The 15,403-nt window shown below is 71.0% G+C and carries 12 protein-coding genes; 4 read left to right on the forward strand and 8 right to left on the reverse strand.

The genetic code is table 11. The annotated features are described in order from the left end of the window. Window positions 1-16: 16 nt before the first annotated feature. A complete protein-coding gene (locus tag NMN56_RS03695; RefSeq protein WP_430542461.1) occupies window positions 17-1,480 on the reverse strand; it encodes a M1 family metallopeptidase in 1,464 nt (487 codons plus the stop codon). Between the two features lie 169 nt (window positions 1,481-1,649). On the opposite strand from NMN56_RS03695, the gene NMN56_RS03700 reads away from it, so the two are divergent. After that, the gene (locus NMN56_RS03700) at window positions 1,650-3,017 is read left to right on the forward strand and encodes a M14 family metallopeptidase (RefSeq protein WP_274042278.1); all 1,368 of its coding nucleotides are present in this window, start codon (window positions 1,650-1,652) and stop codon (window positions 3,015-3,017) included. Between the two features lie 232 nt (window positions 3,018-3,249). Here the strand turns inward: NMN56_RS03700 and NMN56_RS03705 are convergent, their stop codons facing one another. After that, complete coding sequence (locus NMN56_RS03705; RefSeq protein WP_274042279.1) at window positions 3,250-4,272, reverse strand: FAD-dependent oxidoreductase; 1,023 nt, start codon at window positions 4,270-4,272, stop codon at window positions 3,250-3,252. Window positions 4,273-4,340: 68 nt separating this feature from the next. Here NMN56_RS03705 and NMN56_RS03710 point away from each other — a divergent pair, with 68 nt between their 5' ends. Beyond that, window positions 4,341-5,351: an oxidoreductase gene (locus NMN56_RS03710; RefSeq protein ID WP_274042280.1), complete on the forward strand. Its 1,011-nt coding sequence runs from the start codon at window positions 4,341-4,343 to the stop codon at window positions 5,349-5,351. Between the two features lie 78 nt (window positions 5,352-5,429). On the opposite strand, the gene NMN56_RS03715 is transcribed toward NMN56_RS03710, so the two are convergent. Continuing rightward, a complete protein-coding gene (locus tag NMN56_RS03715) occupies window positions 5,430-7,049 on the reverse strand; it encodes an ABC-F family ATP-binding cassette domain-containing protein (RefSeq protein WP_274045264.1) in 1,620 nt (539 codons plus the stop codon). A gap of 325 nt (window positions 7,050-7,374) precedes the next feature. On the opposite strand from NMN56_RS03715, the gene NMN56_RS03720 reads away from it, so the two are divergent. After that, entirely contained in the window at window positions 7,375-8,067 is a 693-nt protein-coding gene (locus NMN56_RS03720) for a nitroreductase family protein (protein WP_274045262.1), read from the forward strand. Window positions 8,068-8,154: 87 nt separating this feature from the next. On the opposite strand, the gene NMN56_RS03725 is transcribed toward NMN56_RS03720, so the two are convergent. From NMN56_RS03725 to NMN56_RS03735, 3 genes are all read right to left on the reverse strand, one after another. After that, window positions 8,155-10,698, reverse strand: a complete 2,544-nt coding sequence (locus NMN56_RS03725; RefSeq protein WP_274045261.1) for a Tex family protein — start codon at window positions 10,696-10,698, stop codon at window positions 8,155-8,157. 214 nt (window positions 10,699-10,912) lie between these two features. Further along, window positions 10,913-11,785 carry an SCO6745 family protein gene (locus tag NMN56_RS03730; RefSeq protein WP_274045260.1) on the reverse strand — a complete coding sequence of 291 codons (873 nt, stop codon included), beginning with the start codon at window positions 11,783-11,785 and terminating at the stop codon, window positions 10,913-10,915. Between the two features lie 76 nt (window positions 11,786-11,861). Beyond that, window positions 11,862-12,647, reverse strand: a complete 786-nt coding sequence (locus NMN56_RS03735) for an enoyl-CoA hydratase/isomerase family protein (protein WP_274045259.1) — start codon at window positions 12,645-12,647, stop codon at window positions 11,862-11,864. A 395-nt stretch (window positions 12,648-13,042) separates the two neighbouring features. Here NMN56_RS03735 and NMN56_RS03740 point away from each other — a divergent pair, with 395 nt between their 5' ends. Further along, window positions 13,043-13,543: an ATP-binding protein gene (locus NMN56_RS03740; RefSeq protein ID WP_430542457.1), complete on the forward strand. Its 501-nt coding sequence runs from the start codon at window positions 13,043-13,045 to the stop codon at window positions 13,541-13,543. Window positions 13,544-13,591: 48 nt separating this feature from the next. On the opposite strand, the gene idi is transcribed toward NMN56_RS03740, so the two are convergent. Both idi and galE read right to left on the reverse strand, forming a co-directional pair. After that, a complete protein-coding gene (gene idi, locus NMN56_RS03745) occupies window positions 13,592-14,152 on the reverse strand; it encodes an isopentenyl-diphosphate Delta-isomerase (protein ID WP_274045258.1) in 561 nt (186 codons plus the stop codon). Between the two features lie 109 nt (window positions 14,153-14,261). Further along, on the reverse strand, window positions 14,262-15,248 hold the full coding sequence (galE, locus tag NMN56_RS03750; protein WP_274045257.1) for a UDP-glucose 4-epimerase GalE: 987 nt from the start codon (window positions 15,246-15,248) through the stop codon (window positions 14,262-14,264). Window positions 15,249-15,403 lie beyond the last annotated feature (155 nt).

Here is a 15,403-nt window from a genome sequence, read left to right on the forward strand (position 1 = left end):
GTGGGTCACCGACTGATCAGTGGGCGTGGGTCACCGACTGGATCTGCTTCCAGGACTTGGGCTGCTTGGGCACGGCCTTGCCCGCGAACCGGGGGCCGGCCGGCGCTTCCGGCTTGGTCGGCTGGAAGAGCCAGGTGTCGAAGAGCGAGGCGAGCGGCTTGCCGGACACCTTCTCCGCGTAGGCGGTGAAGTCGCCGACGTTCGCGTTGCCCCCCGCGTGCTGCTGGGGCCAGCCCTTGAGGATCTTGAAGAACGCCTTGTCACCGACCTTGTTCCGCAGCGCCTGTACGGCCATCGCCCCCCGGTCGTAGACCGCCCTGTGGAACTGGTTGTCCGGCCCGGGGTCGCCCGGCTTGACCTTCCAGAAGGACTCGTTCGCCGGGTGGGAGGCGTACGCGTAGTCGGCCAGCTCCTGCGCTGTGCCCTCGCCCTGGTCCTCGGACCAGAGCCACTGGCTGTAACGGGCGAACCCCTCGTTGATCCAGATGTCCTTCCAGCCCTTGAGCGAGACGCTGTCGCCGTACCACTGGTGGGCCATCTCATGGACGACGACGGAAGTGTTGGAGCCGTCGGCGAAGTCGTCGGGGCTGTAGAACGGGCGGGTCTGGGTCTCCAGCGCGTAGGTGGTGTCCGTGTTCGGGACGTAGCCGCCCATCGCGTCGAACGGGTACTTCCCGAAGTACCCCTCAAGCCACTCGGTGATCTCGGCGGTCCGCTCGACGCTCGCCCGCGCTGCGCCGTCGTGCTCGCCGAGGTCCTTGCTGTAGGCGTTGATGACGGGGAGCCCGCTGTCGGTCCTGTCCTTGGTGATGTCGAACCTGCCGACGGCGAGAGTGGCGAGATACGTCGCCTGCGGTGCGCGGGAGCGCCAGTTGTAGCGGGTCCATCCGGCGCGCGAGGTCTGGGACTGGAGCGTGCCGTTGCTGATGGCCTGGGTGCCGTCCGGGACGGAGACGCTGACGTCGTAGCTCGCCTTGTCCGAAGGGTGGTCGTTGCTGGGGAACCACCACCAGGCGGCCTCGGGCTCGTTGGCCGCGACACCGCCGTCGGGCGTGCGGTGCCAGGAGGTGAAACCGTTGACCACGACCTTGGAGGGCACGCCCTTGTAGCGCACGACGACGGTTGCCTTGTCGCCCTTCGCGAGCGGCTTGGCGGGCGTCACCTCCAGCTCGTGCGCGCCCGAGGTGGCGAACTTCGCCTTCTTGCCGTTCACACGGATCTCGCTGACGTCGAGCGCGAAGTCCAGGTTGAAGCGGGAGAGGTCCTGCGTGGCGGTGGCCAGCAGAGTTGCGGTGCCCTGCAGCGCGTCGGTCTTCGGTTGGTACGTGAGCCGCAGGTCGTAGTGGGAGACGTCGTATCCGCCGTTCCCGTACTCCGGGTAGTAGGGGTCGCCCACGCCCGGGGTTCCCGGGGACGGTTCGGCCGCCGACGCGGGAACCGCGAGCAGCAGTGAGGCCGCGACCGCACCCGGGATGATCATTCTGTGACGCACGAGTCCTCCAACTCTTCTGCGACAGGTGTTACTTCGTCTGAAGCGTATGTACTCCTGTGGCGCCCCACATGTCCACGGCAACTACTGTCATGCGATTGCCATCGAGTGGACACACGCCCCCTTCTGCACATGCGTTCGGCCGGTTACCGTCCCCGGCATGGTGATACGTGTGCGGTTCAACCGCCCCCAGTGGAAGACGTCAGCGCTCATATCGGCGGCCCTCCTCGTTCCGCTCCTCGCCACGGCCCCGCTCGCGCAGGCGGCCCAGGGATCGGAGACCCACCGGCAGGAGACCGCGACGAAGCCGCCGCGCACGGGCTTCGAGCGCACCGACGGCGCGCGCTGGACCAGCCAGCCCGAGGAGCGCGACTTCCTGGCCTCCGTCGCAGGGGCAAGCCCGCGCGCCGTGCTCGACACCATCGGCAGGACCAAGCAGGGCCGCCCGGTCCAACTCGTCCGGATCGGAGCCCCCGCGCCCAAGAGCCCCGCGAAGGTGCGGCGCGGCAACTCCGTGATGCTCATCTGTTCCCAGCACGGCAACGAGCCCTCGGGGCGTGAGGCATGTCTGTCCACGGTGCGTGACCTGGCCTTCGCCAAGGACAAGGCGACCAAGCGCTATCTGGCCCGTACGACCGTGCTCGTCGTCCCCACGGCCAACCCCGACGGCCGCGCGGCGAACACACGGGGCAACTCCGACGGCACCGACATCAACCGCGACCACCTCGCGCTGAAGACGGCCGAGGCCCGCGCGATGGCGGCCACCATGCGCGACTACCGCCCCGACACCATCTACGACCTGCACGAGTACGGTGCGAGCGTGCCGTACTACGTCAAGGACCTGCTGGCACTGTGGCCGCGCAACCTCAACACCTCGCACGGGCTGCACAGGGAGTCGGCCACGCTGTCCGAGGACTACGTACGCCCTCACTCCGAGAAGGCGGGCCACAGCAGCGGCATCTACGGCATCTGGACCGATCCGGAGACCGGTGAGCCCGTCAAGCAGGTCGCGGGTGACGGCCAGGAACGCATCCTGCGCAACACCGCCGGGGTCAAGCACTCCGTCGGGCTCCTCGTGGAAACCCGTACCACCGCGCTCACCGGGGAGGAGAAGGCCGACGAATCGGTCAACAACCGCCGCCGCGTCCACTCCCAACTGGCCGGACTCAAGGGCGCCTTCGACTTCACCGACCAGCGCAGGAACCGTATCGAGGCGGCCACGGCCAAGGCGCGCGCCGCGGGCCACGCCGACCGCGGCCCCGTCTACCTCGGCGGCGCGGACAACGAGCCGCCCACCGAGGAGCAGGTACTCACCGACCCGCCCTGCGGCTACCGCCTGACCGGTGACCAGTGGGACGGCGTCAAGACCACCCTCGGCCTGCACGGCATCAAGGCCGAGCGGCAGGGCAGGGGCGACGGCGTCCTCGTGCCGCTGAGGCAGGAACAGCGTGCCCTCGTTCCGCTTCTGCTGGACAAGCGCGCCGAGTTCAAGCTCACCGACGGCACGCCGGCCACGACCTGCCGCTGACGCGCGGCATCACCCGCCCCAAGGGCCGGGAGCCGCTAGCAGCCGGGAGCCGTTGGCAGCGGCCTGGGCTCCGGCAGCGGCCTGGGCTCCGGAAGCAGAAGAGAAGGAGTCCGGAAGCGGCAGGGCTCCGGAAGCGGCAGGGGCCCGGAAGAGCCGGGTCTCCGGAGGCGGCCGGGACGGAGTGTGCCCCGGCACGGGCCCGTACCCGTGCCGGGGCGCACGTGCGTTCCGGTCAGCCGCGCCCAGGGGCGCCGTCGACCGCTGCGGGCGCCACCAGCCGGGCGGCGTCCACGGCGCAGCCCCACGACACCGTCACCCCGGCGCCTCCGTGCCCGTAGTTGTGCACGCACAGCGACGTGCCGCCCCGCCCGTCAGGGACCCGCTCGGTCTCCAGCCGCACGCTGGGCCTGAACGGCCGCAGCCCTACCCGGTGTTCGAGCACCGTGGTGTCGGCGAGCGCCGGATGGATACGGGCGCACCGCCGCACGATGGCCTCGGCCGTCGCCGGGTCGGGCTCCGTCACCTCCGCGTCCTCGTGCGCCGTTCCGCCCAGGATCAGGCCGTAGGGCTGGGGGAGGATGTACGTGGTCTCGCTCGCGCCGCCCGTCGCCACCACGTACCACTCCTCGATGCCCGGGTTCTCGACCACGACGACCTGCCCGCGCACGGCGCGTACCGCGGGATCGGGCACCAGTTCGCGTGCGCCCAGACCGCTGGCGTTGACGACGACGGGCGCCTCGGCCGCGGCCTCGGCCAGCGAGCTTGCCGCGCGCCGCTCGTAGCGCCCGCCGGCCGCCTCGAACCGGCCGAGCAGGTAAGGGAGATAGGTCCGCATGTCGACAATGGGGGCGCGCGGCGGCGTTCCCGTCAGCGAGGTCCACACCTCGGGCGGCGCCCCGTCGGGCATCCGGCCGCGCACCAGCCGCACGCCGGTCAGCGGAGGTTGCTCAGCCAGCCAGGAGAACTGCCGGAAGGAGCGCACCGCCCAGTCCAGCGCCCTCTCCTCAGGCTTGATCCTGTACGGCCAGCACAGTCCGCCCGCGACGGAGGATGTGGTCTCCCCGGGCGACTCGCGGCTCCACACCCGTACATCCATCCCGCGTTCGGCGAGGATCACCGCCGTGGTCAGCCCGATCACGCCACCCCCGACGACGACCGCGCTCCCGGCCCCGGTTCCGCTCCCGACCCCGGTCCCGGCCTTGTCTCGGCTGCTGTCCGCGCCCTCCGCCGCCCGCTCCCCATTTCTGTCATCCATGCGCACGACCGTATCCGGAATGCCTGCTCCCGGGAGCGGAACGTCTCGGGTATGGGAATACTGCGGACATGCATGCCGAGTACGCGACCTTCGGACTGGCACCGGCGATGCGGGCGGGGGGGATCCTGCCCTCGGGCGCCTATCAGGCACACCGCGAGTTCCTCGACTTCATCGTGGACGGCCGGCCCCTCCTGCTCCGCCTCGACGACGTGGACGCGGTCTCCCCGCTCGCCGCCGACCTGGGGCCAACGGTCTTCACCGCCCATGTCCAGCGGCTGCTCCTGGAGGCCGAACCGCCCCTGGACGGAGGCCGTTACGTCCTCTACGGCTGTCCGGAGTGCGAGGGACTGGACTGCGGTGCCGTCACCGCCGTCATCGAACGCGAGGACGACGCCATCATCTGGCGCGACTTCGCCTGGCAGACGGACGGCACCGCCGACCTCGAACGCAACGGGTACCCCGGCATAGGCCCCTTCCGCTTCCATGTGGAGCAGTACCGCGACGAGTTGGAGCGCGTGATCGCCGACGGCGCCGCCGAGGCGCCCACGCGGCGCGTCCTGCTCGTGGGCGCACGTGCCGCCGTGCTCGCGCGGCTCGCCAAGGCGCTGCGGCAGATCGGGATCAGTGCCGAGATCTCCCGCGACGCGGCGCTCGCCTCGGCTGAGGAGCTGAACAGCTACGGTGCCGTGGCCATAGGCTCCAGCATCGGTGCGGAGGAACAGGCCGCCGTACGCGCCGCGTTCGCCGCCGCGGGATCCGATGCCACGATCGTCGACGGGCTCGCGCCCATCGTCCCCGTACTCGTCGCGCAGATCGAGGCCGCGCTCGACCGGAGCGCCTACGGACAGCGGCAGCTCACCGCCCTCGACGCCTCAGGCGGCACGGCCACCCTCACGGTCGGCACGCCCTGCCGCGTCCAGCTCACCGCGTACCGCGTCGACCGCCTGAACCGCACCCACACCTACGACCTGCTCGACACCCAACTCACCGCGGGAGAGCACCACATCGACCTCCCGCCCAGGGCGGCACACGTCGTGGCCCGCACCACGAGCTGCGTCCTGGTGACCCCGGTCGGCTGAGCGCCTCGCCCGTCCACCGTGCCGCCTCGACGGTCGGCCGGGCCGCCTCGACGGTCGGTCGAGGCGGCCCGGCTGCCGCTACAGAGTGTCCGGGTCCACCTCCACGAGTTCGCCGTCCTGGAGCCCCAGCCACCGGGTGATCCCGATCTCGCGCAGGAAGGCGACATCGTGGCTGGCCACCACGAGCGCGCCCTCGTACCCCTCCAGCGCGGCCCGCAACTGCCGTACGCTCGCGAGGTCCAGGTTGTTCGTGGGCTCGTCCAGCAGCAGCAACTGCGGTGCGGGCGAGGCCAGCATCACCGCGGCCAGCGTGGCCCTGAACCGCTCACCGCCGGACAGCGTTCCCACGATCTGATCGGCGCGCTCCCTACGGAAGAGGAACTTCGCGAGCCGCGACCTGATCTGCTGATTGGTGGCGTCAGGCGCCAGCTGGGCGACGTTCTCCACGATGGACAGCGCGTCGTCCAGCACATCGAGCCGCTGCGGCAGGTACCGCATCGGCACATGCGTGCGCACCTCGCCGTCCACGGGCGGGATCTCGCCCGCGACGGTGCGCAGCAGCGTCGACTTGCCCGCGCCGTTCCGCCCGACCAGGGCGATCCGGTCGGGCCCGTGCACATCGAGCGTGACGCGGGCCCCGTGCCGCAGTCCCGCTTCGCGCAGCGTGAGAACCTGCCGCCCGCGCGGCACGGCGGTGAAGGGCAGTTCGACACGGATCTCCGCGTCGTTCCTGACCCGCTCGGCCGCCTCGTCCAGGCGCTCCTTGGCGTGCTCCAGGCGCTGTTCGTGCAGGATCCGGTGCTTGCCGGCCGACTCCTGCGCCGAGCGCTTGCGGTTGCCCATCACGATCTTCGGCTCGCGCTTCTGCGCCTGCATCTTCTTGCCGTAGCCGGCCCTGCGCGCGAGCTTCGTCTGCGCCTCGTCCAGCTCCCGCTTCTGCCTCCTCACGTCGGTCTCGGCGGCCCGCACCCTCCGCTCGGCGGCCTCCTGTTCGATGGCGACAGCCTCCTCGTACGCCTCCAGGTTGCCGCCGTACCAGACGACCTCGCCGCCGCGCAGATCGGCGATCTGGTCGACATGGGCCAGCAGTTCGCGGTCATGGCTGACGACGACGAGGACACCGGTCCAGCCGGCGACGGCCTCGTAGAGCCTGCGCCGTGCCTGCCTGTCGAGGTTGTTGGTGGGCTCGTCCAGGAGCAGTACGCCCGGCCTGGCCAGCAGCAACGCGGCGAGGCGCAGCAGTACCGACTCGCCGCCCGAGACCTCACCGACGGTGCGGTCGAGGCCCACATGCCCGAGCCCGAGCTGGTCGAGGGTGGCGCGGGCGCGCTCCTCGACGTCCCAGTCGTCGCCGACGGCCGTGAAGTGCTCCTCGCTCGCGTCACCTGCCTCGATGGCGTGCAGCGCGGCCCGGGTCGCTGCGATGCCGAGCGTCTCGTCGACGCGCCTCCCGGTCTCCAGGGCGAGGTTCTGCGGCAGGTACCCGACCTCACCCGTGACCTTGACGCTGCCGGAAGCCGGGCGCAGCTCGCCCGCGATCAGCTTCAACAGGGTGGACTTTCCCGTGCCGTTGAGCCCGATCAGGCCCGTACGGCCGGGGCCGACGGTCAGATCGAAGTCCTGGAGCAGGGGCGTGCCGTCCTGCCAGGAGAAGGACAGCCGGGAGCAGGTGACGGAATGGGTGGTGAAGGTATGCATGGGGTCTCCCCAGGTCGCATCGCGGTGGGCGGTGAACAACGCGGGAGACACCGAGCCCCTGCCGGAGATACACGGCCGAGGCGGGAGAACGAGAGAGGGCGCGAAGCGCGGGAAATACGCGAAATCCGCAGAATACACGGAGTGACGGCCTGCTCGCTTCCAAGGTCACACTCGTGGCACACAAACGGGGCACACGGTGTCTCAGGACCTCAGATGCGCAACGGCCTCTCCAATCGACGGCAACAGAGCCAAGACGGGACCATACGCGCGGAGCCCGGGCCCCGCAAGCCTTTTGTGACGTACCCGAATGTGCTGTGCTGCCGCCATGGTCCGTACCACAGAACCCAGCCCGAGTTCCGGCCCGAGCAGCCCCTACCCGACGGTTCCGCTCCGGCCGATGGAGGTCCCCGCTCAGGAGGCGGAGGGCCGAGCCCGGTCCTTCTACGAGGTCATGTCCCGCCGCCGCACCGTCCGCGACTTCGACTCCCGGCCGATCCCGGAAGGCGTCGTGGAGTGGGCGATCCGCACGGCCGCCACGGCGCCCAGCGGGGCCCATGTCCAGCCCTGGCGCTTCGTCGTCCTCACCGATCCAGCGCGCAAGCGCCGCCTGCGGGAGGCGGCGGAGGAGGAGGAACGCGAGTTCTACGGCCGCCGTGCCACGGACGAGTGGCTGGAGGCGCTCGCGCCACTGGGCACCGACGAGCACAAGCCGTTCCTGGAGTCGGCGCCCGCCGTCATCGTCGTCTTCGAGGTCCACAAGGGGCCGCACTCCCCACGCCCGTACTACACGAAGGAGTCCGTCGGCATCGCCGTCGGGCTGCTCCTCGCCACCCTCCACCAGGCGGGCCTCGCCACCCTCACCCACACCCCGAGCCCCATGCGGTTCCTCAACGAGATCTGCGAACGCCCACCCGAGGAACGCGGCGCCTACGTGGTCCCGGTCGGCTACCCGCTGCCCGGAACCCGCGTTCCCGACCTCGCCCGCAAGCCCCTCGACGAGGTCATGATCCGCCTCTGACACCGGAGTTCGTGACACCGGCATCCGACATGTGAAAGGGCTGGACCTGGCCGGCCTGCGCCGGACCGGTCCAGCCCCGAGGCGCGGTTACGCCAGGCCGGCCCGCCGCAGCGCCTCGGCCATCTCACTGTTGCCGGGTGCCGGAGCCGAGGACCCCGCGCCGCGCCGCTTCCCGGCACCGGCACCGCCGCCGCCCTTGGCCCCTGCGCCGCCACCCTTGGCGGCTGCGCCGCCCTTGGGCGCACCGCCCTCGCCCTGCCGCTGACGGGGTGCGCCACCGCCCTTGCCGCCGCCGGTGGCGTTGCCGCCCGCGCCGCGTGCCCCGCCGCGCGTGCCGCCGTTGCCGCCGCCACGCTGGCGGGATCCCTCGCGGCCCTCACGCCCGCGCCGGGTCGAGGAGCCGCCCTCCGCTTCGGCCTCCTCGTCCAGCCGCAGCGTGAGCGAGATGCGCTTGCGGGCCTCGTCCACCTCCTGGACCTTGACCCTGACGATGTCGCCGGGCTTGACCACGTCGCGCGGGTCCTTCACGAATGTCTTCGACATCGCCGAGACATGCACCAGACCGTCCTGGTGCACCCCGACGTCCACGAAGGCACCGAAGGCGGCGACGTTCGTCACCACGCCCTCCAGCACCATTCCGGGCTCCAGGTCGGTCAGCTTCTCGACGCCTTCCCTGAAGCTCGCCGTACGGAAGGCCGGCCGGGGGTCACGGCCCGGCTTCTCCAGCTCGCGCAGGATGTCGGTGACGGTCGGCAGCCCGATGGTGGGCGCGTTCCCCGAACCGCCGTCCCCTGCGGGGCCCTTCACGAAGTCCTTGGGGTCCAGGGCGCGCAGCACGGTGGAGTTGCCGATGAGCGAGGGAACGTCCGTGCCGGCCGCCTTCACCATGTCCCGCACCACCGGATACGCCTCCGGGTGCACGGCCGAGGCGTCCAGCGGGTCGTCTCCGCCCAGGACACGCAGGAAGCCGGCGCACTGCTCGAACGCCTTGGGGCCGAGCCGCGCGACGTCCTTCAGCTCCTTCCTGCTCTTGAACGGGCCGTTGCCGTCCCGGTGCGCCACGATGTTCTCGGCCAGTACGGAGCCGATGCCCGAAACCCGCGAAAGCAGCGGTGCCGACGCGGTGTTGACGTCCACACCGACGCCGTTCACACAGTCCTCGACGACCGCGTCCAGCGAGCGCGACAGCTTCATCTCGGACAGGTCGTGCTGGTACTGGCCCACGCCGATCGACTTCGGGTCGATCTTCACCAGCTCGGCCAGCGGGTCCTGGAGCCGCCGCGCGATGGAGACGGCGCCGCGCAGTGACACATCCAGCTCGGGCAGCTCCCGTGAGGCGTAGGCGGAAGCGGAGTAGACCGAGGCGCCGGCCTCCGAGACCATGACCTTGGTCAGCTTCAAACCTGGCTTGGCCGTGAGGAGTTCGCCCGCGAGCTTGTCGGTCTCCCTTGAGGCCGTGCCGTTGCCGATCGCGATCAGATCGACGCCGTGCTCCTCGGTGAGCGCGGCCAGCTTGGCCAGGGACTCGTCCCAGCGCTTGTGCGGAGCGTGCGGATAGATCGTGTCCGTGGCCGCGACCTTGCCTGTCGCGTCGATCACGGCGACCTTGACGCCCGTACGCAGACCGGGGTCGAGACCGAGCGTCGTGCGCGCACCCGCGGGGGCCGCGAGCAGCAGGTCGCGCAGGTTCGAGGCGAAGACCCGCACCGCCTCGTCCTCGGCCGCCGTCCGCAGCCGGGTACGCAGGTCGATGCCCAGGTGTACGAGGACACGCGTGCGCCAGGCCCAGCGCACCGTCTCGGCCAGCCACGGGTCGGCGGGCCTGCCCTCGTCACGCACGCCGAAGCGGTTTGCGATGGAACGCTCGTACCAGCTCGGTCCTGGCTCGCTCGCTGAAGCCTCGGCCGGCTCGGGGTCCAGGTCGAGGTCGAGGATCTCTTCCTTCTCGCCCCGCAGCATCGCCAGCACGCGGTGCGAGGGCAGTGCGGTGAAGTCCTCGGCGAAGTCGAAGTAGTCGGCGAACTTCGCGCCCTGCTCCTCCTTGCCCTCCCGGACCCTGGAGGCCAGCCGTCCCTTGTTCCACATGCGGTCGCGCAGGGCGCCGATCAGGTCGGCGTCCTCGCTGAAGCGCTCGGCGAGGATCGCGCGTGCGCCCTCCAGCGCGGCGGCCGGGTCGGCGACGCCCTTCTCGGCGTCGACGAACGCCGCGGCAGCCGCGGTCGGCTCCACCGTCGGATCGGCCAGCAGCCCCTCGGCGAGCGGTTCGAGACCGGCTTCGCGGGCGATCTGGGCCTTGGTGCGCCGCTTGGGCTTGTACGGCAGGTAGATGTCCTCAAGGCGCGCCTTGGAGTCGGCCGCGCGGATCTGCGCCTCCAACTCCTCGGTGAGCTTCCCCTGGCCCCGCACGGACTCCAGGATCGTCTCGCGGCGCTCCTCCAGCTCCCGCAGATAGCGCAGCCGCTCCTCAAGGGAGCGCAGCTGCGCGTCGTCGAGCATCTCGGTCGCTTCCTTGCGGTAGCGCGCGATGAACGGCACGGTCGACCCGCCGTCGAGCAGCTCGACCGCGGCGCTGACCTGCCGCTCGCGTACGCCGAGCTCCTCGGCGATCCTGCCTTCGATCGTCGTCGTCACGATGGTTCGTTCCGCCTTCTCGGTGCTGTGGTCCCCCGGTGAGCCTGCATTGTGGCAGGTGACTCCGACAGTGCGGGGAAGGCGGGGCGGCCGGTGGCCTGCGCCGCACCGTCCACCCGGGGTGGGTCTCCGCCCCGCCGTACTGCCCCGCCGTCCTGCTCCGACGTACTGTCCTGCCGTTCCCCTGACCTGCTCTGACCTGACCTGCCCCGCCTCAGTCCTTGCCGATCAGGTCGGCGGGGAAGGCGCCGGCCTCAAGAGCCGTCTTCACGAAACCGCTCGCCAGCTCCGTCAGCCGTGCGACCCCCTCGGCGCCCAGGAGTTCGTAGGGCGCACGGTCCAGCCTGTCCGTGTCCTCCTCCAGCCGCTGACGCAGGGCCGTGCCGCGCTCGGTGAGTTCCCCGTCGCCGCCGAGCAGCCCGCGCTCGACCAGCCGCGCCTGCGCCGCCGACCAGTCCTGCGCGTTGTAGCCCCGCGTCCCCATGGCCCACTTGGGCCTGATGCCGCGCCCGCTGGCGGTGTGGCTCACCACGGCTTCCAGGGGGCCGAGTTCGGCGTTCTGGAGTGCGGCGATGTGCCCGTCGCCCCGGTGTTCGCGCAGCAGCGTGGCGGCGTGCCACAGGGCGAGGTGCGGTGCCTGGGCCACGGGCGGTACGGGCAGGTCGGCGTTGGCGGCGTAGAGCGGGCGCCCGGCGCGCACGCAGCCCTCGGCCGCGCGCAGCGCGAGCCGCGCGGCCTCGGCCATCTCGCCGGAGGCGACGGTCTCCTCGCCGAGCAGCCGCCGCAGGGTCGCGTCGACGGCACGCAGCCGCGCGGCGAGCACCGTCTCGGGGGAGGCCGACTCCCAGACCTCGGGGATGAAACGGGCGACGAGGGTGTGGCTGTAGTTGTAGAACGTGGCCGTCACGGTGCCGGCCGTCGCCGCGCCCAGCGGCGCGGCCCGTACCGCGAGGTTGACCGCCTGGGGGTCGTCGATCCCGTAGGGCGCGAGTTCCTTCCCCAGTGCCGGCGAGAAGTAGAGCGCGGAGTGCAGAGAGTTCAGGGCGTTGTGACAGCGCCGCCCGGCGCGTTCGGGGAGTGATGTCATGCCCGTACGCTACCGGGGGGTACGTACGACCTGAAGAGCAGGGGAAGCAGCGGTTCCGGCGCCGTGCCCAGTGTCTTCAGCGCGCCGAACTGCCCGTGCCGCGCGGCCAGTTGAACTGCGGAGCGCGCCGTTCCAGGAACGCGGTCACCCCCTCGGCCGCCTCCGCGCACGCCGCTGACTCACGCTGCCAGTGCGCGATACGGTCAGGCCCCGTACGCCCGTCGGCGAACTCCTTGGCCGCGGCCTGCGTCAGCGCCGAGCGCGTGGTGAGCCTCCGCGCGAAGTCCTCCACGCGGCCCTGAAGTCCGTCCCCGGGGTGCACCTCGTCCACCAGCCCCGTCCGCAGGGCGCGTGCGGCGTCGATCAGTTCGCCCGAGAAGAGCAGATACTTCGCGGCCGAGGGACCCACGAGCCGGACGAGCCGTTCGGTCGAGGAGGCGGCGTAGACGATGCCCAGCTTGGCCGGTGTGATGCCGAAGAGCGCGTCCTCGGAGGCGAACCGCAGGTCACAGGCTGCCGCGAGCTGACAGCCGCCCCCGACACAGTAGCCGCGCACGGCGGCCAGCGTGGGCTTGGGAAAGGCGGCCAGCGCCTCCTCGGCTGCGACCGCCATGCCCTGCTGCGCCTGGGCGGGCCCGCCGTCGGCCGGTGCGCGCAGGGCGCTGATGTCGGCGCCGGCGCAGAAGGTGCCCTCGGCTCCGGTCAGTACGAGGGCGCGTACCCCCGCGTCCGCCGCGAGGTCCTGGAGCAGCGCGGGAAGGCGGTGCCACATGTCCGGCGTCATGGCGTTGCGCTTGGCCGGGTGGTGGATCGTGACGGTCGCGACGCCGTCGTCCCGCGTGGTGAGCAGAGTCGGCTCCATGCGCGTGATCGTATCCGCGCGGTCTTCGGAGGCTGCGGAGGTGGGGTCAGGGAGGGGCGGACGCCAACGCAAGATCAGTCATAGAGGCGATCGGGGCGTAAGTCTTCTGTCAATTGCCATCGATAAGTGCCGACTTGCAGTCAGCGGACCGGACCAGGCCCTTGCAGTACCAACACTCGGTGCAAGTGCATCTGCAAGCACACCCAATGCACGGAGAGTTGGATCGTGACAACCGAGGAGAGCGGGGTGCGGAGATGGAGAGCCGCGGTGGGCATCTGCCTGGCGTCGTCGGCGAGGCTCCCCCGGGCATGGGGAGAGCGGTTTCCCTGGGCGCGGGAGGACGAGCTCCGGTCGCGACGCCGGTGCAGGAGCGTACCGAGCGTCAGGAGTGTGCCGTGCGGGTAGAGCCGCAACGCCCCGAACGCCCGGAACGCGCCGGCCGGTCCGACCCTCCCGGCCTGCCCGGACTCCGCCCCTACGACGGTCCCTGGCGGTTCACGGCGCAGGCCGACGACGCCTCGGTCCCGCGCCTGCGGCACGAGGTGCGGGACCTGATCAGGCGCCAGGCGACACCGGTCTCCGACGACGTGCTGGACAGCCTGTTGCTGATCCTCTCCGAGCTGGTCACCAACGCCGTACGGCACGCGGCGCTGCTCTCACCCGAGATCGGCGTCGAGGTCTCACTCGGAGGCGGCCTGCTGCGGGTGGCGGTCGAGGACGATCACCCCTACCGCCCCAAGGCGCTGGAGGCCGAGCCGTTCCTGGAGCACACGAGCGGTCGCGGCCTGCTGCTGGTCAAGGCGCTCACGGACGAGGCGGGCGGCGTCTGCGACGTCGAGCAGACGGGCACGGGCGGCAAGGTCATCTGGGCCGCGCTGCCGCTGACCCCGCCCTGATGCGCGCCCGGAACCGCAGAACGCCCCCCGGCCTCGTAGATCGCGGTGTCACCAGCCTCCGGCGCCGCCGGTCACCTCGCGGATCGCCGGACGCGCGGCATCCAGCACCGTCATGAACCAGGTGGAGAACGGGTCGCTCGCGTGCCGTTCCCGCAGCTCGTTCCAGGAGACGAAGGCCGTCTCGGAGATCTCCTCGGGATCGGGACGCAGCGTGTCGTCCAGCAGCCCGACGAAGAGATGGTTGAACTCCTGCTCGACCAGCCCGGATTCGGGGTCCGGGTGGTTGTAGCGCACCGTTCCCGCCTCGCGCATCAAAGAGGGAGCGGCCCCCAACTCCTCGCCCACGCGCCGCGCGGCGGCGGCGAACGGCGGCTCCTGCGGATACGGGTGTCCGCAGCAGGTGTTGGACCACACACCGGGGGAGTGGTACTTCCCCAGGGCGCGGCGCTGAAGCAGCAGCCTCCCCTTGCTGTCGAAGAGGAAGACGGAGAACGCTCTGTGCAGCCGGCCAGGAGGCACATGGGCGGAGAGCTTTTCCGCGGTGCCGATCGTCGTCCCGTCCTCATCGACCAGTTCGAGCATGATCGGGGCCGCTGAGCTGTTCGCCATGTTCATCCTTCTTGTGGGCCTGTGGACAGCGCGATCCAGTGTGCCGTAGTCGGCGTGCCAACTCCGCATTGTGAGCGCGTCTGTCCACACCGCACACGGAAAGGCGCCTTCAGGAAGCCGGTCCGGCCGCCTCCGGGTGGTGCAGCAGCCAGCCTTCCCATGCGGAGGCCACCATGTCCCGCACGCCGAAGCGCGGGGCCCACCGCAGCTCCTTGCTGATCCGTTCGCAGGCCGCCACCACCCGGGCCGGATCGCCCGCGCGGCGCGGCACGACCTGGGCGGCGGGCTCGTGCCTGCCGGTGACCTCGGCGACGAGGCCGGCCATCTCCCGCACGGAGACGCCGTCGCCCGTGCCGACGTTCACCGTGAGGTCGCCGCCCGTACCGCTCATCGCGCGGGCGGCGGCGACATGGGCCTCGGCCAGGTCCTGTACGTGGATGTAGTCACGGACGCACGTGCCGTCAGGAGTGGGGTAGTCGTCGCCGAAGATGCGCGGGGCCTCACCGCGCGTGAGCGCGTCGAAGAACATCGGGACGATGTTGAAGACGCCCGTGTCGGCGAGCGCGGGTTCGGCAGCGCCGGCGACGTTGAAGTACCGCAGACAGGCCGTTTCCAGGCCGTGTGCGTGACCTGTCGCGCGCACCAGCCACTCGCCGGCGAGCTTGGTCTCGCCGTAGGGGTTCATCGGAACGGCCGGGGTGTCCTCCGTCACCAGGTCCACGTCCGGCATGCCGTAGACGGCGGCGGAGGAGGAGAAGACGAAGCGCCGCACCCCGGCGGCGACGACCGCCTCCAGCAGCACGGTCAGTCCGTGCACGTTCTCCTCGTAGTAGCGCAGCGGCTGTTCGACGGATTCGCCGACCTGCTTCTTCGCCGCGAGATGGATCACACCGGTGACACCGTGCTCCGTGAACGTGCGGTCCAGCAGCGCTCTGTCCAGCACGGAACCGCGTACGAGAGGTACCTGCGCCGGCAGTCGTGCGGGGATGCCGCTGGAAACGTCGTCCAGCGCCACGGCATCCTCACCCGCCGTCACCATGGCCCGCGCCACGTGGGCTCCGATGTAGCCGGCCCCGCCTGTGATCAACCATGTCATGCGGGAACCCTATCGGGCCGCGGTTTGTGGGCCGCCGCCATGATCGACCATGCTGGCCGAAGCGGGCGCCGGGTGGGCAACGCCGGTGCGGTGAACGCTCGGTGAAGGCTCGCTCCGACGATCCGATACTCTCTGCCGACGTGCTGCCCGCCCCC

The sequence above is a fragment of the Streptomyces iconiensis genome, assembly GCF_028657195.3.
Taxonomy (GTDB): domain Bacteria; phylum Actinomycetota; class Actinomycetes; order Streptomycetales; family Streptomycetaceae; genus Streptomyces; species Streptomyces iconiensis.